The following is a 20288-nucleotide window of genomic DNA, read 5'->3' on the forward strand; positions in this document are numbered from 1 at the left end:
CCGCAGGGTGGCGGCGGTGGCGGCGGTGCCGGCGGGAGCGGTGGCGGTGGGCAGGGGCGTGGGTGCGGCGGTGTTGCCCATGGTGGTCCTCTCGGTGGTCTGCGGGGTCGGCGACGCCGTGGTCGGCCACGGCGCAGTCGGGAACCGGCCGGTGGCCGTGGCCGGCGCCGGGCGGCCACGTGCGTGAGCGGTCGCGCGGTCGTCGGGGAGCGCGCGGTGCTGCGCTCGTCAAGTAGAATGACTAGTCACTCTACTTCGGAGGACGGTAACCCACCCCGGACGCCGGCACAAGGGCCGAGCAGGAGGAGGTACGTATGATCACCGGCGTGAGGGAGTCGATGCGCGATCGCCTGGTCGACGCCGCCAGCGAGCTGTTCTACGCCTCCGGGCTGCGCGCGGTGAGCGTGGACAAGGTCATCGAGCGGGCCGGGACGACGAAGGTGACGTTCTACCGGCACTTCAAGTCCAAGGACGACCTCGTCGTGGCCTACCTGGAGACCGCGTCCGAGCAGGAGCGCCGCGGGGTCTCCGCTGCGTTCGCCGGCGCCGACGGGGACGTCTCCGCCGCGCTGCGCTCGCTGGGTGAGCTCATCGGCTCGCTGGCGTGCCGGCCGGGTTTCCGCGGCTGCGCCTTCATCAACGCCGCCGCCGAGTACCCCGACGCGGACAGCGGCCCGCGCCGGGTCGTGGACGGGCACCGGGCCTGGTACCGCGACACCTTCGAGGAGCTGGTGGCGCCGCTGGGCCTGCCGGACGCGGCGGCCGTGGCGGAGGACCTGCTGCTGCTGCGCGACGGGGCCATGGTCGCCGGCTACCTGGACGAGCCGGCCCGGCTGGCCGCGTCGTTCTGGCGCAGCGGCACGGCGGTGGTCGGCGTGGACCAGCGCCCCGGTCGAGGGGACGGCCGGTCCCCCGTCGGGTGACCCCCTCCGCTCGAGGTGCCGGTCGCTCCCGGCCGCCGCCCGACGGCCGCTGTCAGCGCCGGCTCAGGCCAGCGCGGTGCGCAGCCGTTCGGCGAAGGCCTCCGGGTCGCCGTGCTGGCCGAACTCGCCGCCGAGGAAGCCGGCGTGGTGGCTCGGGAACTCGACGGCGGCACGCCCGATCCGCTCGGCGACGGCGCGGGCGCTGCGGGCGGGGCTCTCCTGGCCCGACTCGACGCCGTAGGCCAGGACCACCCGGTCGCCGAGCGCGGCGAGGGCGTCGTAGTCGGGCCGGTAGGCCTGGCAGGTCGGGATGTTGCGCATGAGCGGGTCGGTGCGGTCGCCGTCGTCGTGCGTCGGCAGTCCGAACCGCCGCGGGTCGGGAGCCGGCCGGTCGAGGTAGTCGTCCGGGGTCGAGCCCTGGTGCACCACGTGGGTGATGAACTTCGCCATCGCCGGCCCGGTGCCCGACGCCTCGTAGGTGGCCCTGATGTCCCGGCAGACGGCGAGCACCGGAACTCATCGGCCGGCGTGCCGGGGCGCCGGGACCCGCTCGCGGTGCGGCCGCCGCCGCACCCGGGATGGCTAGGGTTCCCGGCGTGTCGACGTCGCGCTGGGCTCCCGCGCTGCCTGCAGCGGTGGTGTTCCTCCTGCTGGCGGCGGTGGGCGGGCGCTACGGCCACCACCGCGACGAGCTGTACTTCCTGGAGGCGGGCCGGCACCCGGCGTGGAGCTACCCGGACCAGCCCGCGCTCGTCCCGCTGCTGGCTCGCGGGTGGGACGCCGCGGTCGGCGGTTCCCTGTGGGGGTTGCGCCTGCCGCCGGCCCTCGCCGTGGCCCTCGTCGTCCTCGTCGCGGCCCGCACCGCCCGCGAGGTGGGCGGTGCGCGCCCGGTGCACGCGTTCCTCGCCGCCGCGGCGACCGCGGTGGCGGCGGTGCTCCTCGCGACGGGGCACCTGTTCTCCACCACGACGTTCGACCTCCTGACGACCTCGGTGCTGGTGCTGCTGCTGCTGCGGGCGCTGCGGCTCGGCGGCACGCGGCGGTGGCTGCTGCTCGGTCTCGTGGCCGGGCTCGCCCTGCACGTGAAGCTGCTCGCTGCGGTGGTGCTGCTCTGCTGCGCCGCGGCGCTGCTGGCGTGCGGACCCAGGGCCGCGCTGCGCTCCGCGGGGCCCTGGGTCGCGGCCGCCACCGCCGGAGTGCTGGCGCTGCCGCTGGTGGCGTGGCAGGCCTCGCACGGGTGGCCGCAGGCGCGCACGTCCCGGGCCATCGCCGCGGGGTCCTCGGGCACCTCCGTGCAGCGCTGGGAGGTGCTCGCGCAGCAGCCGCTCATGCTCGGTCCGCTGCTGCTGCCGGTGTTCGTCGTGGGCCTGATCGCCCTGTGGCGCTCCCCGCAGCGCTGGCTGGCGGTGACCTACGCGCTCCTGCTGGTGGAGACGGTCGCCACGGGCGGCAAGCCGTACTACACGATGGGCCTGGCGCCGGCCGTGCTCGCGGCGGCCGCCGCGCCGCTGGTGCGCTGGTCCTCGGGCCGGCGCCTGCGCCGCGGGGTCCTGGCGGGGGCGCTGGTGCTCAACCTGGTCGGCGGCGCGCTGGCCACCCTGCCGTGGCTGCCCGCCCGGCGGGCCGGGCCGCTGCTGGCGGTGAACTACGACCTCGGTGAGCAGGTGGGCTGGCCGGAGATGGTGGACGTGGTGGCCTCCGCCGCGGCGGACCTGCCGGCGACGACGGTGGTCGTGACCGCGAACTACGGCGAGGCGGGAGCGCTGGCCCGGGCCCGCCGGCAGGGGGTGGACCTGCCCGCGGTGCACTCGGGCCACAACGACTTCGCGGACTGGGGCCCGCCACCGGCGTCGGCCACGACGGTGCTGCTGGTGGGTCTCGAGCGGCCCGACGTCTTCAGCGGCTGCCGCGTGGTGGCGCGCCTGGCCAACGACGCGGGGCTGGCCAACGACGAGGCGGGCGCGCCGGTCTCGGTCTGCACCGCCGACGGCGACTGGCGCCGGGACTGGCCCCGCCTGCGGCGCCTGGGGTGAGGCCAGCGGCACGGCTGGACGCCGGGACGCCCCCGCCACGAGGTGCGGGGCGCGGAGCTCAGCCGGCGAGCGGGATCCCGTCCCCCGTGCTCGCCCGACCGGTGAACGCCTCCACCCGTCCCTTGCCGGCGGCCTTGGCCGCGTACATGGCGGCGTCGGCCCGGTCCAGCAGTTCCCGGGGGTCCAGCGCGCCGACCGCGTGCGCCGTCCCGACGCTGGCGCCCACCCGTGCCGTGCCGGCGGCCAGGCGCACCGGTGCCGAGACCAGGTCCACGACGCGCCGTCCCACCGCAGCCGCGTCCTCGGCGCTCGCGCCGCGCAGCAGCAGGGCGAACTCGTCACCGCCCAGGCGGGCGCACACGTCGCGCGGGGAGGTGACCTCCCGCACGCGGTCGGCGACGTGGCGCAGCAGTTCGTCCCCGGCCGCGTGGCCGAAGCGGTCGTTGACCGCCTTGAAGCCGTCCAGGTCCACGAACAGCACCGCTCGCTCGCCCCCCTCGCCGGCCGCGTCGGTCAGCGCGTCCTGGAACGCGGCCCGGTTGGCGAGGCCGGTCAGCGCGTCGGTGCGCGCCTGCTCGCTCAGCAGCCGGTGCACCCGGGCGTTGCTGGCGGCCAGCGCCACCTGGTTGGCCAGCGACTGGAAGGAGACGACGACCTCCGGCTCCAGCCGGCCGGGGGAGCCCAGCAGCACCGACACGCCGTCCACCTCGGGCAGGTCCAGGCACACCCAGCGGCACGCCTCGCCGGCCGCCGCGTCGAGCTCGTCGGCGTGCGCGACGGGGACGACCGCGCCGGGGCGCAGGCCCGGCGGCACCACGTCGGCGGGCAGGTGCCCGGGCGCGCTCTCGAAGGCGCCGGCCACGCCGATCACCTCCGCGTGGCCGGCGTGCAGCTGGACCGCCAGCGAGCGCAGCCCCGGCGTGCTGGCGCACAGCGCCCGGCTGCTGGCCACGGCCAGCTCGGCGATGCGCGCGCCGTCGGTGGTGCCGAGCAGTCGCGTGCCGAAGCCCACCAGCAGCGCGTCGCGCTGCGCGGCCCGCTCGCGGGCGAACATCCCCAGCGCCAGCACGCGCACCACGACGAAGGTCAGCAGCATGACGGGGGCGGTGCCGAACACCGGCGCCGCCTGCGTGCTGGGCGCGTGCCCGGGGACGAGCCCCCACAACGGCAGCGCGGCGCTGACCGCCGCGGCGTACCCCGCGCACCGCAGCAGCCCGCGGCGGGTGGAGCCGTGCACGGCGTGCAGCCACAACGAGCAGAAGGTGATGCTGAAGACCATCGCCGGCGCCGGGCAGCTGAGCGTGAAGGCGGTGATGGCCACGCAGTCGGCGACGTCGCGCACCGCGGACTCCCGCCCGCTGCGGTAGGCGTGCACCCAGGAGGCCACCAGCACCGCGGAGGCTCCCAGCACCATCGGCAGGGTCGCGGCGTTCGCCACCGCCAGCGGGCCGGGCAGCGACATCAGCAGCGCCAGGACCGCGAAGACCAGGAAGAGCCAGCGGGTGCGCGGCACCAGGCCCGACGGCCGGTGCAGGGGTTCCAGCAGCCGGCGGGCACCGCGGGCGCCCCGGACGCTCAACGCACCCCTGTCACGTGCTGCGCCACGTCCGCTCCGCCCTCCCACGTCCCCACCTCCGCCGGTGGCGCTGCGCCGCTCCGGCGCGCCCGGGCGCCGGAGCGGTCCGGCCTCGCCGGTACCGCCCTCACCGTCTTCTTCGACGCCGCGACCGCGCGGGTGGATGCGCCGATCGAGGGGTCTGCCCAGGAGCGGGACGGGCAGCAGCCGCTTCCCGCGGATCCGCTGCGCCGGCTGCGGCGCGAGGACCGGGGCGCGCCGTGCGCCCGGGTCACCCTCGTCGCCGCGCTGGCCGGTCGCGTGGCCGCTCGCGGTGGTCGGCGCGCTCGACGAGGGCGCGGGCTCGCACCGGTCGGGTCACCTGGCGAAGGCGCGGAAGGGGTTGTGCCGGCACACGTCGTCGATCGTGGGGTCATCCACTCCGGCGGCGCGCAGCGCCGGCAGGAAGGTCCGCGTCAGGTGGGTGAACGGGCGGGGTGCTCCGCCGCCGGGAAGCGCCGGGTCGAACCACCCGGCGTCGTGCGAGAGCAGCACCCGATCCCCGTACCCGGCTTCGAGGGTCCTCAGCACGAGGTCCACGGTGACGTGGTCGGGACCTTGACCGACGTCGTCGAACTCGATCCACGCGCCCTGGTCGAGGATCGCCCGCCTCACCCCGTCGTCGTGGAGGGTCTGCGTGTGGATCGAGAGGAACCGGTCCGGTGGCAGCCCTTCGGCGACGGCGATCTCCAGCTGTCGCAGCACCACGGCCCCGCCGGTGGTGTGGGTGCCGACGAGCGCCCCGGTGCGGACCGCCGCCCGCGCGGCTGCTCGCAGGACCCGCTCCTCGACCGCTCGCAGACCCTCCTCGTCCGCGGAGATCTTGATGAAACCGGCCGGGACCGCTGACGCGTCGACGCCTTCGGTGAGCTCCCGCACCATCCACTCCTCCAGGTCCCGGTCGCTCGCCCGGTAGACCCACTCCGGGACCCAGGGTTCGCGGTAGACGCCCGTGGCGAGGGCGACCGGTACTCCCGTCGCGCGGCTCACCTCGCGGATGAGGTCGGCCCTGCGTCCGAGCCCGGGGGGCGTGCACTCGACGATCGCGGTGACGCCGGCGCCGGCCGCAGCGGTGAGGAGGGGAGTGATGAGGGCGGAGAACTCCGCAGGCGATGCCTGGGCGAAGCCCGGTGAGTCGGAGGGGCGGAAGTCGACGAACAGGTGCTCGTGCGGCAGGATCAGGCCGAGGTCCTCCGCGGCCAGCGCTCCCGCCGTCGTGTGGAGCCTCTTCGTGGGGGTGTGGTCTTCCATGGTCGCCTCCGGAGGCCGGCCGACGTGCGGGGAGGAACGGCGTCTGCCGCGCACCCTAGCCCGCACCCTTCCCCCGCTGCAGGGCTGAGGGATCCGGTGCCGCGCTGCCCGCGCACCTCGTGGCGCGCCCACAGCTCGCGGAAGCGCGCGCTGGCCAGCGACAGCTCACCGGTGAGCTCGATGAAGCGGGGGGGGGGGCGGCGACGTCGGTGCCCACGGCCTGGCGCAGGTTGGCCACGAAGCACTCGGCGACCTCCCGCCACTGCGGGTGCAGCGCCTGCACGGCCGGGTCCAGGAACAGGTCGCGCAGCTGGTTGCCGCCCTCGACGAGGCCGGGGGAGAGGGCCCGGGCCGAGGCGTTGGAGGCTGAGACCTCGAAGTAGCGGTCCTCGATGAACGCCGGTTGCGCCAGGGAGTGCACCAGCTTCACCACCCCGCTGGGCGGCGCCTGCCGGCGCGGTCGGCGCCGGCGGCGGGGGACCTCGGCGACCAGGCCCAGCAGGTGCGCGAGGTGCTCGTCGTCCAGCTGCAGCTCCCGCGCGACGGACTCCAGCACCTGCACCGAGGGGTGGCGGTCCCGGCCGCGCTCCAGGCGCAGGTAGTAGTCGGCGCTGATGCCGGCGAGCACGGCGACCTCCTCGCGGCGCAGCCCCGGGGTGCGGCGCACCCCCGGCTGAGCAGGACCCTGCCGGGGGAGCGAGCCACGCCCCACCGTGGAGGCGGCCCACCCGGGTCCACCCGTTGCGAGAGGAACACCGTGAGCACCACACCCGCGACCGTCACGCCCGCGCCCGTCACCCTCATCACCGCGGCCGACAAGGGCATCGGCCACGAGAGCGCCAGGCAGCTGCCCGCCGCGCTGCGCTCCTTCGACACCAACGCCGTGGGGATCGTGCGCGTCACCGAGGCGGCGCTGCCCCTGCTGCGCGAGTCCGCGAACCCCAACGTCGTGGTCGTCTCCAGCAGCACGGGTTCCTTCTGGGCGGTGACCGACCCCGAACGGCCCGAGTTCGGCCTGCCGCTGCCGCCGTGCGTGAGGATCCTGGTCGCCAGCGCCACCGGTGGCGTCGGCCGCCTGGTGGTCGACCACCTGCCGGCCCGGGGCGGTGCGCGGGTGTGCGCGGTGACGGTGGATCCCGGGCGCCCGGGCAACGCGGTGGACCTGCTCACTCGTCCTGCGGCTGACTGCTCGGATGACCGGCGGGCGGCACGAGGCCGAGCGGGTGGTGGCCCAGCCGCGCGCGCTGGGCCACCCCGGCGCGCACCAGCAGCCGGTGGCCGACCTCGCCCCGGTGCCGGAGTTGCCGCTGCCGAGCGGGAGGAGGTGCTGTGCTGCAAGGCGGGACGGCGCCGTCGTGACCGGGACGGCGTGTGCGGTGTCGACCGCCTCGTCGGCGGTGGGCGAACCCCGCACCCGTCACGACCTCCGACACGCCCGCCGCTGCGGAGAGCACGGGCCCGGGCGTCGGTGGCGTTCGGCTCGTGCCTGGACCTGCGGTGCTGCGGCCCTACGACCCCGACTGGCCGGTGCGGGCGGCTCGGCTGCTGTCGGCGGCGGAGCGGGCCCTGGCACCGCTGGAGGTCGTCGACGCCCTCGAGCACATCGGCTCCACCTCGGTGCCCGGCCTCGCGGCCAAGGACTACGTCGACCTGCAGGTGCGCGTCCGCGAGCTCCCCGAGCCCGGCGGCGACTTCGACGAGGCCCTCGCGTCGATCGGGTTCGTCCCCGCCGTCGGGGCCCGCCCGGACTCCCCGGGGGTCCACCGCGACGTCCCGCGCGGCTCGGAGGTGGTGCCCGACGAGCTGTGGTGCAAGCGGTTGTTCGTCCACGACGTCGACGGGCCACGAGCCGCGATCCTGCACGTCCGCTCGAGCGCTTCGCCGTGGGCCAGGTACACCGTCTGGTTCCGCGACTGGCTGCGCGCCCATCCCGCCGCTCGTGACCGCTACGCCTCCTTCAAGGCCGGCGCGGCGGCCGAGCACGCCGGGGATGCCGACTTCGACGACTACACCCGTGCCAAGGCAGCCTTCTTCGACGAGGTGCAGGAGCAGTTCGAGGCCTGGGGGCGCAGCCGCTGATCACGATGCGCCCTCCCGCTCAGGCGGCGGCGGAAGCCGTGAGCTCGCCGGGCTCGACCCCGCGGTCCGCCACGACGCGGACGGGGCCGGCCACGGAGGAACCAGTCCGCTCGCAGGTCCAGGCAGCGAGCAGGCGCCTGGCGGTGGGGGTCCCGGAACTCGCCTCCCAGGGTGGAACGCCCGTGGTCCACGGACGATCGCGCCGCCCGCCGACGACGCTCGGGTCGTGCTCGAGGTCGCCGTGCTGGCTCTCCGTGGTGTGAACTCCCTCGGTCTGGCGACTCCCGTCGAACTCTTCGGGCGGGCCCGTGTCGGGTCCGAGCAGGGCTGCGAGGTGGTGGTCCGGGTGCTCCGGCGGAGTCTCGTCCCGGGTGTCGCGGGGACCAGCGGTCGGACGGGCCCCTGGGACGGGCCCGGGAGTTCGCGGACCCCGAGGTCCACCGACGGATCGCAGGCCACGGAGACGTCGACCGAGCACGTCCCCGGGCACAGCTTCGCCTACGAGCTCACCGACTCCACGAACGTCCTCGGGCGCTCGGCCGCGTGCGTGCGCGGCGAGTGGTCCACGGCACCGGACGGGTCCGGGACGGCTGTCCGGTGGACCTCCGAGTTCGAGCCGCGCCTCGGAGGTGGTGTGCGCTAGGAGCGGGTGAGCATCCGGTGCGCGGCTTCCAGCCGTGCCTGGGTGCGCTCGCGGGGCAGGCGTCCGCTGCTCTGGAGGGTGGCCAGCCCGTGCACGGTGGACCAGGCCACCTCGGCTCGCAGGTCGGCGGCTGCGCCGGCCTCGTCCCCGCCTCCGCCGGGGTGCGGGGCGAAGACCTCGCGCAGGGCGCCGAAGGCGCGGGCCAGGGGCTGGTCGGCGTCCTCCTCGGCGAAGCGCAGCTGGGAGGGCAGGGAGAACATCGCCTCGTAGGTGCGCGGGTGCGCGGCGGCGAAGTCCAGGTAGGCCCGCATCCGCGGCAGCGGTGACGCGTCGACGGCCTCCAGGGCGGTGGCCAGTGCGGCGAAGCCGTCGAGGGCCACCGCGTCGAGGATCCCCTGGCGGCCGGAGAAGGCGGAGTACAGCACGGGCTGGGTGACGCCGAGCTCGCCGGCGAGCCGGCGCACCGTGACGGCGGCCCACCCCTCGGCCTCGGCGATCGTGCGGGCGAGGTGGGTGATCCGGTCTCGGCGCCGGTCCAGGTCGGGGGCTGGGCGAGGAGGCACCACGTGAGTGTAGCGCTGTTACCTAGTAGTGGTAGACATCGACGGACCCGAACGCTAGCGTTGTTATCCAACACAACTGGACCACTCCGGGAGGTCGCACTCCATGAGCATCGCCACCACCACCGCCCTCGTCGTCGCCCTCGTCGGCTGCATCTTCATCCTCTTCATCGGCGCCCGCTTCCTGCTGGCTCCCGAGGTCGCCGTGGCCGGCTTCGGCGTGCCGCAGGACAGCGTGCGCGCCCTGACGAGCATCAAGGGGGTCCGCGACATCACCTCCGGTGTCGTGCCGCTCGTGGTGCTGGCCGCGGCCGGCTCCCACGCCTTCGGCTGGGCCCTGCTCGCCGCGTCGATCACCCCGGTGGGGGACGCGCTCATCGTCGTCCGCAACGGCGGGACGCTGCGCCAGGCGCTGAGCGTGCACGCCGCCACCGCGGTGGTCCTCGTCGTCGCCGGCCTCCTGCTGGCACTGTCCTGAGGGCTGCGACCGGCGCTGGTCCGCGCCGCCCCGCCGCCTGCGGCGCGACCAGGCACGGCTCGAGGGCGGGCTCGTCGGCGGGTCAGCGGCTCGTCGTCCACCGCGGTGGTACCGCCCGCCGCCGTCCGGCGGCCGGGTCGGCTGAGGCGGCAGCGGCTCCGTGGACCTCGGCCGCGGGGGTGCCGGGGTGTCAGGGTTCCGGTGCGGGTCGAGAGCGGCGCACGGCCCGCCAGATCCGCTGCTGCAGCCACAGGGTGAGCACACCGGCCACCAGGATGCCCAGCAGGTTGATCAGCAACTGCTCCAACGAGGTCCACGCCTGCGCCAGCAGGGTGGCCCGGGTGGCCGAGGCGGCGCTGGACGAGGCGGTGAGCGCCAGGGCGAGGGCGGCGGCGGCGTTGCCGGCGGCGGGGATGGTGGTCACCGAGACCAGCACCCCCACGACGGCGCTGGACTTCGCCGAGGTCAGCGCCAGCATCCCGGCGATGCCCGCGAGGAAGGCCACCACCAGCGACATCGCGTCGGGCAGGTAGATGAACTGCGTCTGCGGGCGATCGCGCAGCAGCTGCTCGGCGTCGGCCAGGCCGACGGCCTGCAGCAGCCAGGTGGAGAGCAGCGTGGCGATCATGCCGAGGGGGAAGCCGACGGCCAGCGCGAGCGCGCCGCGGCGCACGGGGGCCGCGGCGCGGCGGGCGATGCCGGCGCAGATGCCGGCCAGGGCGCCGTACTCGGGTCCGACGATCATGGCGCCGATCACCAGGATGGCCGAGTCCAGCAGCACGGCGATGCCGGCGAGCATCGTGGCCACGGCGAAGAAGATCAGGTAGGTGACCGACAGGGTCGACTCCTCGCGGGTGCGGGCGTCCAGGTCCTGCCACAGCAGGGCGTCGGTGCCGTGGCCGGGGGCGTGCGCCTCGGCGCGCTGCGCGGCCTGCGACAGGGACAGGTCGACCTCCTCGACCGCGATGGAGCCGTGCCGTTCGAGGTCGAGGGCCTGCAGCTGGTGCAGGACCTCGCCGGCCGCTTCGCGGGCCACGTCCGCCTGCAGCAGGTCCCCGCGGGGGCGGTGGGCGGCTGCGGGGAGCACGAGCACGTTGGTGCAGGAGGCCTGGTCGAGGACGTCGAGGACCTGCTGGGTGGTGGTGGGTGGGGCGATGATCCGCAGGTGCAGCACGCAGGCAGCCTAGGAAGCCGCAGGGCCGCCCGCGTCGGGGCCGCCCGCGTCGGGCGAGGAGCTCGTGGCGCCTGCGGGGCCGGTCGCGGGTCCGGGCGGACGTGCCGCCCGGTGCATCGAGGCGGTCGAGCGCAGCGTCACCACCCTGCGGTCGGCGCGGTCTCGGCGTCGTTCGACGTGCCCGACCGCTTCGAGGCGGTTCAGCAGCGACGAGGTGGCGCCGGTCGTGAGCCCCACCAGGCGACTCAGCTCGGCCTGCGTCAGGGGTTCACCGCGCTCCTCCGCGCCGACGATGTGCACCAGCGCCGACGCGTCGGTGCCGTGCATGCCGTGGTGCACCACGAGCACCAGGAAGGCCCTCGTCACCGGGGCGAGCATCGCCGGGCTCTCCAGCGCGTACTGGCTCGCCCGCACCGGGTGGGACGTCACCGTGCAGGAACGCTCGAGGCTTCCGCGACGGTGGGCAGAACGTGGACGTGCGCGGGTCCGCGCACGAGGTGGTCACCCTGATGGGCATCGACGGCGCCATCGCCGCTGCCTCCACGCGGGAGGAGGGCACGCGCTTCGTCGACGGACGAGGTCGTCCGGTCGGGGAGTTCCCCGCCTCCGACGCCCAGGACGGGCCCACCGCCGAGCTGGAGGTCCTGCGCGGCGACCTCGCCCGGATCATCCGCGACGCCCTCCCGCCCTCCGTGCGGATCCGGTACGGCGACGCCGTGGAGAGCGTGCGTGAACAGGACCGCGTGCACGTGCGCTTCCGCAGCGGCCTGGCGGAGGAGTACGACCTGCTGGTGATCGAAGGCGTCCGCTCCGGCACGCGCGATGCGGGCTTCGGCGGGGCGGTCGTGAAGAAGGCCCTCGGCGTGACGGTCGCCTGCGGCGCCATCCCCCGCGCCCCGCAGGACGACCGGTGGTGGCGCTGGATGGTCGCCACCCGCGGCCGTCACGTGACGCTGCGCCCCGACGGCGAGGGCACGACCCGCGCCACGCTCGCCCTCCTCAACGGACGACGCGACCTGCGGTCGATGCCGCTGGCCCAGGCGCTGCAGCACTTCGAGCAGGAGTTCCGCGGCGGGGGCGGCACCGCGCTGGCGCTCACCGGCGGGTACGTCCTGGCGGCCTTCCTCTCCCAGGCCGGCCCGGACGGCTGGGCCGGAGCCTTCCACCGCTACGAGGCGTGGCTGCGCCCCCTGGTGGAGGAGACGCAGGAACTGCCGCCCGGTCTTCCCCGACTGGCCTACCCGAGGTCCCGCGCGGGGGTCGCCGTGCTGCGCACGCTGACCCGCATCGGCGGCTCCAAGCCCTTGCGGAAGGCCTCCGGTCGCCTCGCGGCCGTCGGGGACGCTCGGCGCCCGCTCCCTGCGGTGGCGCAGCCCGGGCCGGCCGAGACCGACCGAGCAGGCTGAGGAACTCCCGGGGCTCGACCCCGCGGCGAGCGGAGCGCACCGCGGTCCACGGCTCGTTCGCGCCCCACCGCCCCACCCTCGGGCACCGAGGGGTTTCCCGGCCGTTCGGGCAGCACCACCGACGGCGCGTCGACCTGGCAGGTGCGCTCCGCGAGGTGGCGGCACGGGCCGGGAACGGCTGTGCCAGGCAGCGACCCGTCGACCGGGGTCGGTCGTGCTCCCGCTCCAGCGTTGCCCGGACCAGCAGCCACTGGCGCCACGCCGGCCGTGAACCGGGCGCGTCGTGGTGGAGCTCGGCCACTTCCAGCAGCAGGTGGACCAGGCGGGCCCCGTCCGGTGGGGGCGGGAGCGTCACCAGGAGGAGTACCGGACCGGTCACGGTGCCGCGGGACTCGATGTCGAGCACGGCGATGACGGGGAAGGCCTCGGTGGAGCCGTAGGTGCGGAGCCGGGGGGCACGGCCGCCGCGTACATCCGGCGGCTGGTCGTGGTGGGCACGTAGCTCCGGCCGTCGAGAGGGCCGTCGACGGCCAGCAGTTCCAGGCCCTCGTCGGCGAAGGCGAGGCGCTCGGCCGCGTCCCACGGCCGGGCGCCCTCCTGCCAGGCGTCGGAGAGGGCCACGACGTGGTCGATCGAGACACCGATGGTGCTGCTCCGTGTCGCGTCTTCCGTGCGACGGCGTGCAGACCCGTGCACGCCTCCGCCGCGGGGCCCGCGCAGCGGTCACCACCGCCCCGGCCGACCACCCTTGACCCGCTGCATCGCATGCGAGTAAAAAGTGGCGGTACAGGCTCTTCGGCTCCGCGCGACGGCATCTGCTGGACGCGCCGACAGGCAGTTCCCGGCATAGAGAACGAACTGTGCCCCGCGCTTCCCGGCGCCCGGTCCGGCTCACAGCACACGCATCACTCCGCGATGCCTCCCGGTTGATGTCCGCACGGTGTCGCAAGGCGGAACGCGCCCGGCCGGATGATGCGTGCTCCCGATACATTGACGCTCATTGCTGCGGCGGTGCGAGAATGCTGTCTCCTACGTATCCAGGTGTGTACACCCGAGTGCTGAGCTCTGGCGTGCAGACGGTGGCAGGCGCGCCGACGTCGGTGGCGCTCTTCATCGGGCCGACGCGGTCGGGGATCGACCACCGGCCGACCCGGTGCCTGAGCTACGGCGACTTCGAGCGCGGCTTCGGCGGCCTGTGGCGGACGAGTTCGCTGTCCTACTCGGTGCTGCACTTCTTCGCCAACGGCGGCGGGCAGGCCTACATCGTGCGGGTCCCGGTCGAGAACGCCGTGGCGGCCGCCACGACCATCTTGCGCGACGACACGGCCACCCAGCCGTCGATGGTTCTCACCGCGCTCAGCTCCGGCGGTGCGGGGAACGCCGTCTTCGTCGAGGTCGACCCGTTCGAGATCGGAGCCGATCCCTTCGCCACCGGAACCCCCGCCCACGACAAGAAGCGCTTCACCCTCACGATCTTGGACAGCATCAGCGGGCGCGTGGAGCGCTTCGGCGGCCTCACCACGGTCGCAGGGAGCCCACGGTCGGCCGACACGGTGGTCAACGACCCGGCGACCGGCTCCAAGCTGGTCGAGCTCCAGCTCACGGGGGTCGGGGAGAACGGCCCGCAGGCGACCGGCACGGTCCACGTCATCGCCAAACCGCCGGTGGCAGGAACGTTCACCAAGGACGTGGGCGTCACCGTCGCGGTGAGCCGGCGCAAGGCCAACGGCAAGCCGGACGCCGCTGCCTCGACCGCGGCCATGGAGGTGACCGTCTACAAGACCGGTGACAGCAGGCCCACGAGCCCTCTGGCCCTCGTCACCCGGCTGGTCGCCGCACTCAACGAGGCGATCCGTGCCAAGCCGGGCGAGGCGGCCAAGCTGGGCTCCGCCTCGATCGAAGGAGCGGTGTTCGAAGGTGGGCGCTGCCTGCGACTGCGGATGTCGGCGCCCACCTCCACCCCGGGCGTCGCCCGGTTCCACGACGCGACCGTGACTCTGGGTGCCCCCGCAGCCGGGCCGCTGTCGCTCATCGACGAGTACGGCCTCGGTGCCGCCGCCGTGAGCAACGCCTCGCGCTACCAGCTCGGCCAGAGCTACGACGCCTCGCAGGTGTCGGCAGCTACCGCGGGGGGCGACGGCGAGCCGCACGGGCAGCCGACGTCGGACGCGTTCAAGTCGGCCGTCACCTCCCTGGACACACCCGATCCGTTCTTCAACCTGCTCTGCCTGCCAGACCTGGTGCGCCCCAGGATCAGCGATGCTCGAGCGTTGCACCACAGCAACGCGCCGACCGTCTACGCCGAGGCCGCCCGGATCTGCGCCCGCAAGTTCGCATTCCTCGTGGTCGACCCACCGCCCGACGTGGTGGACGTGGGCGCGGCCGAGGCGTGGAAGACCCAGACGATCGGCTTCCAGTCCAGCCACGCCGGTGCCTGGTTCCCGACCGTGCGCGTGGACGACCCCCTGGAGCCCGGAACCATCATCGCGCACCCGCCCTCTGGCGCCGTCGCCGGTGTGATCGCCCGGACCGACGCCCAGAGCGGCGTGTGGCAGGCCCCGGCCGGGACCGGAGCCTTCCTCGCCGGGGTCTACGGCCCGTCCGCCGAACTCTCCGACGCTGAGCACGGGCTGCTCAACCCGATCGCGGTGAACGTCATCCGGCGCTTCCCGATCTACGGATCCGTCGCCTTCGGCTCGCGCACGGTCGACGGCTCGAACGCGTTGGGCAGCGAGTGGAAGTACATCCCCGTGCGGCGCACCGCGAGCTACATCCTGCGCTCGCTGTCGGAGTCGTTGCGGTGGGCGATCCACCAGCCCAACGGCGAGGCGCTGTGGTCCCAGCTGCGAGTGAGCTGCACGGCGTTCATGAACGGGTTGTTCCGACAGGGCGCCTTCAAGGGAGTATCAGCCCGTGAGGCCTACTTCGTCGCGTGCGACGCCTCGACGACGCCCCAAGAGGACATCGACTCAGGGATCGTCAACATCGTCGTGGGCTTCGCGCCGCTGAAGCCGGCCGAGTTCGTCGTCATCAGTCTGCGGCAGATCACCCAGCCCACGGCCTGAGCGGGAGTCACATCATGGGTCAGTTCTCCGTCAACGCGATGCGGCTCGATCCCTACAAGAACTTCAAGTTCCGAGTCAAGTGGGGCGAGCGGTACGTCGCCGGCGTCTCCAAGGTGACTCTGCTCAAGCGCACCACCGAGGTGGTCAAGCACCGCGCCGGCGGCGACCCCTCGACGTCCTACAAGTCGCCAGGACGCACCGAGTACGACGCCGTCACCCTCGAGCGGGGCGTCACCCACGACCAGGACTTCGAGCAGTGGGCGAACAAGGTGTGGAACTACGGCTCCATGCCGGGCGGCGAGGTGTCGCTCGCCGACTTCCGCAAGGACGTCATCCTCGAGCTGCTCAACGAAGCCGGCCAGGTGGTCCTGAGCTACACGCTCTACCGGTGCTGGGTCTCGGAGTACCAAGCTCTGCCCGACCTCGACGCCAACGCGAACGCCGTGGCGATCGCGAAGCTCAAGCTCGAGAACGAAGGCTGGGAGCGCGACTACGCCGTGGCCGAGCCGGCAGAGCCCAGCTTCGTCGAGCCCTGACCACGTCCATGGATGCGCCGAGCACCGCCGACCTCGCCCCGGACCCCGCACGCGTGCTGCGGCTCTGGTCCCTCGGGCGCGAGCACAGCGCAGCCCAGCGGGTGACCGCCTTCCTGCGGGCTCTGGCCGGCGCGGAGGTGGACGACTTCGTGCTGGGCCGGCGGAACCAGGCGATGCTCCGCCTCCACCAGCACGTGGTCGGGCGGCCGATCGACGCCGTGGTCGTCTGCCCGGGGTGCGGCACCTCGAACGAGTTCGTCCTGCCGGTGCCCACGGTTCTCGGCCTTCCCGAGCCGCCGGCCGACGCCAGCGCGACGGTGGTCGTGGACGGGCGCCCCCGGCGGTTCCGCCTGCCCACGCTGGGCGACCTGGCCGCCGTCACCGGGCTCCCCGCGGAGCGAGGGCTGGCTCAGCTGGCCGCCGCGACGAGGACAGGGGCCGACGCCTCGTCGCCGCCCAGCGCCGTGCCGGACCGCGCCGAGCTGGACCACCTGCTCGAGGCGTGGGAAGACCTGGACCCGGCAGGTGCCGTGCGGGTCACCCTCACCTGCAGCGGTTGCGGCGAGGAAGTTCTGGCCGACGCCGATCCGGCCGGCTTCGTCGCGCGGGACCTCGACCTCCACGTCGAGGGCCTGATGCGCGACGTCGACGTCATCGCCGGACGCTACGGCTGGTCCGAGGACGCCATCGTGGACCTCCCGGTGGAACGGCGCCGGCGCTACGTCGACCTCATCACCGGCGCGCGGCGATCCATGCAGCCCGTCCCGGCTCTGGTGGGGTGAGCGCGGTGTCGATCGGGGCCTACGGCGCGGCTCTGCTCCGCGCCGGGGCGATGGGCGACCCGTCCGGGGCCGACGGCGAGCGTGCGGTGGATGCCGCCCCGCGTCCGCGGTCGGCGTTCGAGCCCGGGCCGGACGCCCCGGACCCCGCCTGGGCGGTGGTCGAGGCCGAGCCGCCAGCCCCTCCCGCGGCGGCCGTCGACCGCCGTTCCGCAGCGCTCGGCGCGAGGCGGCAGCCGACCCGCTCCACCTCGGGCCGGGACGCTGGACCGTCGGGTGTCGTCGCGTGCGGCGATGCCCCCGACCCCGGGAGGAGAGGCGTCCGACCGCGTCGCAGCGTCGGAGCGCGGGGCCGGAGACGTCGCGCGCCTCGCCGGGGAAGCCGCGGCGCTGCGAGCCCGTCCGGACGGTGCACGCCCGGCTCCACCGGAGCCCGTCGCCACCCGGGCGGTGCCGCTCCCGCCGCCGCCCGCGCCGATGCGCCACCACGCCGAGGACGACGCAGCCCCGGCCGCGGCCCCGGCTGTCGTCGTCGAGATCGCACGCCTGGAGGTCACCATCGCCGCGAGCGCCGCCGGGGCCCTGCCCGCGTCGGCCGCCGTCGTCCGTCCCACCGGCCGGGCCGCACCCGGACCCACCCTCGCCGACTACCTCGCCGGCGCGGTCGCACCGGCAGCAACCGGGGGGTCCGACCGATGACCGCCCACTTCGCCATCCCCGCCACGACGGTCGTGCTGCGGGCCGTCATCCAGCGCCGGCTCGACGCCACCTACGGTGCTCTCACCGCTCCGACGGTCTCGGTGGAGCCGCCGCCGCGGCCCGCGCCGCCACCAGGGGGTGGCGGCGGTCAGCCGGCGGAACCCGCCGGCGTGCACCTGTTCCTGCACCACGCCGCCCCGAACCCCGCGTGGCGCAACATGCACGAGCCGCACATGGACTCCGGGGGGCGGCTGGTCGGCCGCTCGCCGCTGGCGATGGACCTGCACTACATGCTCGCGGTGACGGGAGCCGACCTGGAGCGGGAGCTGCTGCTCGGGCTGGGGATCGCTGCGCTCACCCGGCACGGCGTCGTCCCGCGGGCCCTCGTCCAGGCCGTCCTGAGCGGGATCACGGTCCCCCCGAACCCGACCAAGCTGCTGGAGCGGCTGCCCACGGAGCCGCTGCACGACCCCGCGCACCAGCCGGAACAGATCACCGTCGCGCAGGCGCCGGTCGACGTCGACCTGTCCACCAAGATCTGGTCCGCCCTGCAGTCCCCGATGCGGCCGGCGGCCCACTTCCTGGTCACCACGGTGTTCCTGGACGTCGACGACACGTACCCCGCTGCCGAGCCGGTCAAGGAGCCGCGCGTCGGTGTGCGGCCGGGCCCTCGCCGCGGCACCACGATGCCGCCGGAAGTCCTCACGGTGACCGAGGCCGTGCCATGACGGCCCCCACCACCCCGGGCGCCTCTCCGCCTGCCGGCGCGGCGACGTTCGCGGCGCTCGCCGAGGCGCTGTCCCTGCGGGCGCTCGCCGACGTGGCCGCCGGGACCGTGTCACCGACGACGTTCGCGGAACTCACCGAGCACGTGCGACGGTCGTCCCGCTCCGGGGCGTTGCGCCGGCTCTGCGACGGGTTCGACCTGACGCCGCCGGAGGAGGCGCTGCTGGCGCTCCTGTTCGCGGCCGGCACGCGGGAGCCGGTGGCCCGGGCCGCGGCCGACGCCGTCGCATCCACCGGTGGGGTCCCCGGCGAAGGGGTGCCGCTGTGGTTGGCGTGCCGGGCGATCGCCGGCCTCGGCCCCGAGGCCCTCGCCGCCGACCGGCCGCTGGTCCGGTTCGACGTCGTCGACGTCGACCCGAGAGCCCCCCGCATCGAGAGCCGGCTCACGCTCGACCCGGCGGTGCTCGACCGGCTCCTGGGGCACACCGCCCGGGACCCGCTGGTCGTCGCGCACCTGCACGAGCTCCCCGTGCCCGGCGAGCCGCGCACGGCGGACGGGCTGCGGCTCGGCCTGGTCGGCGCGCTCTCGGCAGCGGCGAGCCGGCCGGGCCTGCCGCCGCTCGTGCTGGCGCCCGGAGCCACCGCCGCGGAGGTCGGGGCCGCGCTCCACGCGCTCGGCCTGCTGCCGTGGCGCCTAGCGGTGGCCGACCTGCCCGACGATGCCGGCGAGCGCGCACGGCTGGCCTCGCGGTGGACCCGCGATGCGGCCCTCGATGGTGCGGCGCTCGTGCTGGACGGCCCGGGGAGCGACATCGACGGCCGGTCGGCGTCGGTGGCCGCCTTCGTGGACCGGGTCATCGGCCACGTGGTCATGACCGGGAAGCAGCCACCGAGCGGTCTGAGCCGGGCGGTGCGGGTGATCCCGCTCGTGCCGGACGACCCGGTCGCGGCCCGAGCCCGCTGGGCGACGGCACTGGGCACCGAGCGCGCCACCCGGGTCGGTCGCGGCCTGGGCCGGGTGAGCGGCCAGTTCCGGCTGGACCCCGAGACGATCCGCACCGCCGTCGCCCGCGCTGCCGACGGCATCGACGCCGCGCCCGACGAGGCGACCGCGACCGCATGCCTGTGGCACGCCGCCGCACGAGCCCTCGACCCCGCCCCGCTGCCCGGGGTCACCCTGCTCGAGGCCGCCTACGACTGGGACGACATCGTGCTGCCCCCGGCCACGGAAGCCGTCCTGCGCCGGGTCGAGCTGCACGTCCGGCACGCGTCGCAGGTGTTCGACGACTGGGGCTTCGCCGCACGCACCGGCGGGCGGGGGAGCTGGCGCGGGCGCGGGGTGGCCGTGCTGTTCGCCGGACCCTCCGGCACGGGCAAGACGATGGCGGCCGAGGTGCTCGCGTCCGCCTTGGACCTGCGCGTCATGGCGATCGACCTGAGCCAGGTCATCTCCAAGTGGGTGGGCGAGACCTCCAAGAACATCGCCGCCGCGTTCGAGCAGGCCGAGAGGTCGGGCGCGATGATGGTGTGGAACGAGGGCGACGCCGTCTGGGGGGTGCGCGGCGGTGTCGGGAACGCCACCGACCGGCACGTCAACGCCGAGGTCGGCGACCTCCTGCAGCGGATCGAGACGTTCTCCGGCTTCACCGTCGTCACCACCAACCTCCGCCATGCGATCGACCCCGCCTTCCTGCGCCGCTTCCGGTTCGTCGTGGACTTCCCGCTCCCGTCGCGGGACGAACGGGTGCGCCTGTGGCGCTCGGCGTTTCCGGCCGCGACGCCCACCGTGCCTCTGGACCCGGACCTCGACGCGCTCGCGGCGCTGCCACTCACCGGCGGATCCATCCGCAACGTCGCGCTGGGCGCCGCCTTCCTGGCGGCGGGAACCGGTAGCCCGGTGGACCGCGACATGATCGAGGCGGAACTGGCCGAGGAGCTGCGCAAGCAGAACCTGCCGGTGCCGCACGTCGCCTGGCGGGACCGATGAGCGCCCCGCGGCCCGGGCGGCCCGCGCAGGTGCGCATCCGCATCGAGGCGCTGCGGGTGACGTCCGGCTCCCCGGCCGAGGCCCGCAGGCTCGCCCAGGCGCTGCCGGAAGCCCTCGAGCGAGCCTTGGGTAGCTGGCCGGACCGGCCGCGTCAGCGTCCGGTCGCCGACGTCAACACCCGCCGTGCGGACCTCGTGGCCGCCGACGTGGCGGACGCGGTGCACCGGCGGCTGGGCACACGGGGGGGTGCGGCATGAGACAGCTCGCGCGCACCGCGGCACCGACCGTCCGCACGCGGCCGCGGCCGACCCCGCAACGGGCGACGCGGCCGGCC

Annotated in this window: 19 protein-coding genes and 3 pseudogenes; 14 read left to right on the forward strand and 8 right to left on the reverse strand. The window is 75.0% G+C overall.

The window, feature by feature from the left end:
• Positions 1-187 (forward strand): annotated as a pseudogene (locus GTQ99_RS24295) (iron chelate uptake ABC transporter family permease subunit); the annotation flags it as partial.
• A gap of 139 nt (positions 188-326) precedes the next feature.
• The gene (locus tag GTQ99_RS06790) at positions 327-923 is read left to right on the forward strand and encodes a TetR family transcriptional regulator (protein WP_205706943.1); all 597 of its coding nucleotides are present in this window, start codon (positions 327-329) and stop codon (positions 921-923) included.
• Between the two features lie 63 nt (positions 924-986).
• Here GTQ99_RS06790 and GTQ99_RS06795 read toward each other — a convergent pair whose 3' ends face one another.
• Complete coding sequence (locus GTQ99_RS06795; protein WP_166614988.1) at positions 987-1433, reverse strand: hypothetical protein; 447 nt, start codon at positions 1431-1433, stop codon at positions 987-989.
• Between the two features lie 86 nt (positions 1434-1519).
• Between GTQ99_RS06795 and GTQ99_RS06800 the strand changes: the two genes are divergently transcribed.
• A complete protein-coding gene (locus GTQ99_RS06800) occupies positions 1520-2956 on the forward strand; it encodes a glycosyltransferase family 39 protein (RefSeq protein WP_166614989.1) in 1437 nt (478 codons plus the stop codon).
• Positions 2957-3014: 58 nt separating this feature from the next.
• Here GTQ99_RS06800 and GTQ99_RS06805 read toward each other — a convergent pair whose 3' ends face one another.
• From GTQ99_RS06805 to GTQ99_RS24870, 3 genes and pseudogenes are all read right to left on the reverse strand, one after another.
• Positions 3015-4535, reverse strand: coding sequence for a GGDEF domain-containing protein (locus GTQ99_RS06805; RefSeq protein WP_166614990.1), 1521 nt, complete (start codon positions 4533-4535; stop codon positions 3015-3017).
• Between the two features lie 354 nt (positions 4536-4889).
• Positions 4890-5822: a phosphotriesterase family protein gene (locus GTQ99_RS06810; RefSeq protein ID WP_166614991.1), complete on the reverse strand. Its 933-nt coding sequence runs from the start codon at positions 5820-5822 to the stop codon at positions 4890-4892.
• Between the two features lie 95 nt (positions 5823-5917).
• Positions 5918-6534, reverse strand: a pseudogene (locus tag GTQ99_RS24870) (helix-turn-helix transcriptional regulator); the annotation flags it as partial.
• Positions 6535-6672: 138 nt separating this feature from the next.
• Between GTQ99_RS24870 and GTQ99_RS27470 the strand changes: the two are divergent.
• From GTQ99_RS27470 to GTQ99_RS27475, 3 genes and pseudogenes are all read left to right on the forward strand, one after another.
• Positions 6673-6844: pseudogene (locus GTQ99_RS27470) on the forward strand (short-chain dehydrogenase); the annotation flags it as partial.
• A 460-nt stretch (positions 6845-7304) separates the two neighbouring features.
• Positions 7305-7901, forward strand: a complete 597-nt coding sequence (locus GTQ99_RS06820; RefSeq protein ID WP_166614992.1) for a GrpB family protein — start codon at positions 7305-7307, stop codon at positions 7899-7901.
• Positions 7813-8544 (forward strand): SRPBCC family protein, encoded by a 732-nt coding sequence (locus GTQ99_RS27475; protein ID WP_420814519.1) that lies wholly within the window; start codon positions 7813-7815, stop codon positions 8542-8544. Before GTQ99_RS06820 ends, GTQ99_RS27475 begins: the two co-directional genes overlap by 89 nt.
• Here the strand turns inward: GTQ99_RS27475 and GTQ99_RS06830 are convergent.
• On the reverse strand, positions 8541-9107 hold the full coding sequence (locus GTQ99_RS06830) for a WHG domain-containing protein (RefSeq protein WP_166614993.1): 567 nt from the start codon (positions 9105-9107) through the stop codon (positions 8541-8543). The genes GTQ99_RS27475 and GTQ99_RS06830 overlap by 4 nt on opposite strands.
• Positions 9108-9210: 103 nt before the next feature.
• Between GTQ99_RS06830 and GTQ99_RS06835 the strand changes: the two genes are divergently transcribed.
• Complete coding sequence (locus tag GTQ99_RS06835) at positions 9211-9582, forward strand: DUF4267 domain-containing protein (RefSeq protein ID WP_166614994.1); 372 nt, start codon at positions 9211-9213, stop codon at positions 9580-9582.
• 190 nt (positions 9583-9772) lie between these two features.
• Here the strand turns inward: GTQ99_RS06835 and GTQ99_RS06840 are convergent, their stop codons facing one another.
• Positions 9773-10756 (reverse strand): DUF389 domain-containing protein, encoded by a 984-nt coding sequence (locus tag GTQ99_RS06840; protein ID WP_166614995.1) that lies wholly within the window; start codon positions 10754-10756, stop codon positions 9773-9775.
• Positions 10757-10765: 9 nt separating this feature from the next.
• Positions 10766-11185, reverse strand: a complete 420-nt coding sequence (locus GTQ99_RS06845) for a MarR family transcriptional regulator (protein WP_205706946.1) — start codon at positions 11183-11185, stop codon at positions 10766-10768.
• A gap of 47 nt (positions 11186-11232) precedes the next feature.
• Between GTQ99_RS06845 and GTQ99_RS06850 the strand changes: the two genes are divergently transcribed.
• Positions 11233-12162 carry a Rossmann-fold NAD(P)-binding domain-containing protein gene (locus GTQ99_RS06850; RefSeq protein WP_205706947.1) on the forward strand — a complete coding sequence of 310 codons (930 nt, stop codon included), beginning with the start codon at positions 11233-11235 and terminating at the stop codon, positions 12160-12162.
• Positions 12163-12537: 375 nt separating this feature from the next.
• On the opposite strand, the gene GTQ99_RS24305 is transcribed toward GTQ99_RS06850, so the two are convergent.
• Complete coding sequence (locus tag GTQ99_RS24305) at positions 12538-12783, reverse strand: hypothetical protein (protein WP_205706948.1); 246 nt, start codon at positions 12781-12783, stop codon at positions 12538-12540.
• Positions 12784-13385: 602 nt separating this feature from the next.
• Between GTQ99_RS24305 and GTQ99_RS06860 the strand changes: the two genes are divergently transcribed.
• From GTQ99_RS06860 to GTQ99_RS06885, 6 genes are all read left to right on the forward strand, one after another.
• Positions 13386-15227 carry a phage tail sheath C-terminal domain-containing protein gene (locus GTQ99_RS06860; protein WP_166614997.1) on the forward strand — a complete coding sequence of 614 codons (1842 nt, stop codon included), beginning with the start codon at positions 13386-13388 and terminating at the stop codon, positions 15225-15227.
• 14 nt (positions 15228-15241) lie between these two features.
• Entirely contained in the window at positions 15242-15763 is a 522-nt protein-coding gene (locus tag GTQ99_RS06865; protein ID WP_166614998.1) for a phage tail protein, read from the forward strand.
• An 8-nt stretch (positions 15764-15771) separates the two neighbouring features.
• The gene (locus GTQ99_RS06870; RefSeq protein ID WP_166614999.1) at positions 15772-16545 is read left to right on the forward strand and encodes a hypothetical protein; all 774 of its coding nucleotides are present in this window, start codon (positions 15772-15774) and stop codon (positions 16543-16545) included.
• A gap of 692 nt (positions 16546-17237) precedes the next feature.
• Positions 17238-17969 (forward strand): Pvc16 family protein, encoded by a 732-nt coding sequence (locus tag GTQ99_RS06875; RefSeq protein ID WP_166615000.1) that lies wholly within the window; start codon positions 17238-17240, stop codon positions 17967-17969.
• Positions 17966-19954, forward strand: coding sequence for an ATP-binding protein (locus GTQ99_RS06880; protein WP_166615001.1), 1989 nt, complete (start codon positions 17966-17968; stop codon positions 19952-19954). The genes GTQ99_RS06875 and GTQ99_RS06880 overlap by 4 nt, the downstream gene beginning before the upstream one ends.
• A 29-nt stretch (positions 19955-19983) precedes the next feature.
• On the forward strand, positions 19984-20211 hold the full coding sequence (locus GTQ99_RS06885; protein ID WP_166615002.1) for a hypothetical protein: 228 nt from the start codon (positions 19984-19986) through the stop codon (positions 20209-20211).
• Positions 20212-20288: the final 77 nt, after the last annotated feature.

The sequence above is a fragment of the Kineococcus vitellinus genome (assembly GCF_009906315.1).
GTDB lineage: Bacteria > Actinomycetota > Actinomycetes > Actinomycetales > Kineococcaceae > Kineococcus > Kineococcus vitellinus.

What these genes read in the sequence shown, in the direction of transcription:
- GTQ99_RS06880 (WP_166615001.1), top strand. Translation starts at nt 17,966, where the DNA reads ATGACGGCCCCCACCACCCCGGGCGCCTCTCCGCCTGCCGGCGCGGCG.
- GTQ99_RS06810 (WP_166614991.1), bottom strand. Translation starts at nt 5,822, where the DNA reads ATGGAAGACCACACCCCCACGAAGAGGCTCCACACGACGGCGGGAGCG.
- GTQ99_RS27475 (WP_420814519.1), top strand. Translation starts at nt 7,813, where the DNA reads ATGCCGACTTCGACGACTACACCCGTGCCAAGGCAGCCTTCTTCGACG.
- GTQ99_RS06870 (WP_166614999.1), top strand. Translation starts at nt 15,772, where the DNA reads ATGGATGCGCCGAGCACCGCCGACCTCGCCCCGGACCCCGCACGCGTG.
- GTQ99_RS06835 (WP_166614994.1), top strand. Translation starts at nt 9,211, where the DNA reads ATGAGCATCGCCACCACCACCGCCCTCGTCGTCGCCCTCGTCGGCTGC.
- GTQ99_RS06865 (WP_166614998.1), top strand. Translation starts at nt 15,242, where the DNA reads ATGGGTCAGTTCTCCGTCAACGCGATGCGGCTCGATCCCTACAAGAAC.
- GTQ99_RS06875 (WP_166615000.1), top strand. Translation starts at nt 17,238, where the DNA reads ATGACCGCCCACTTCGCCATCCCCGCCACGACGGTCGTGCTGCGGGCC.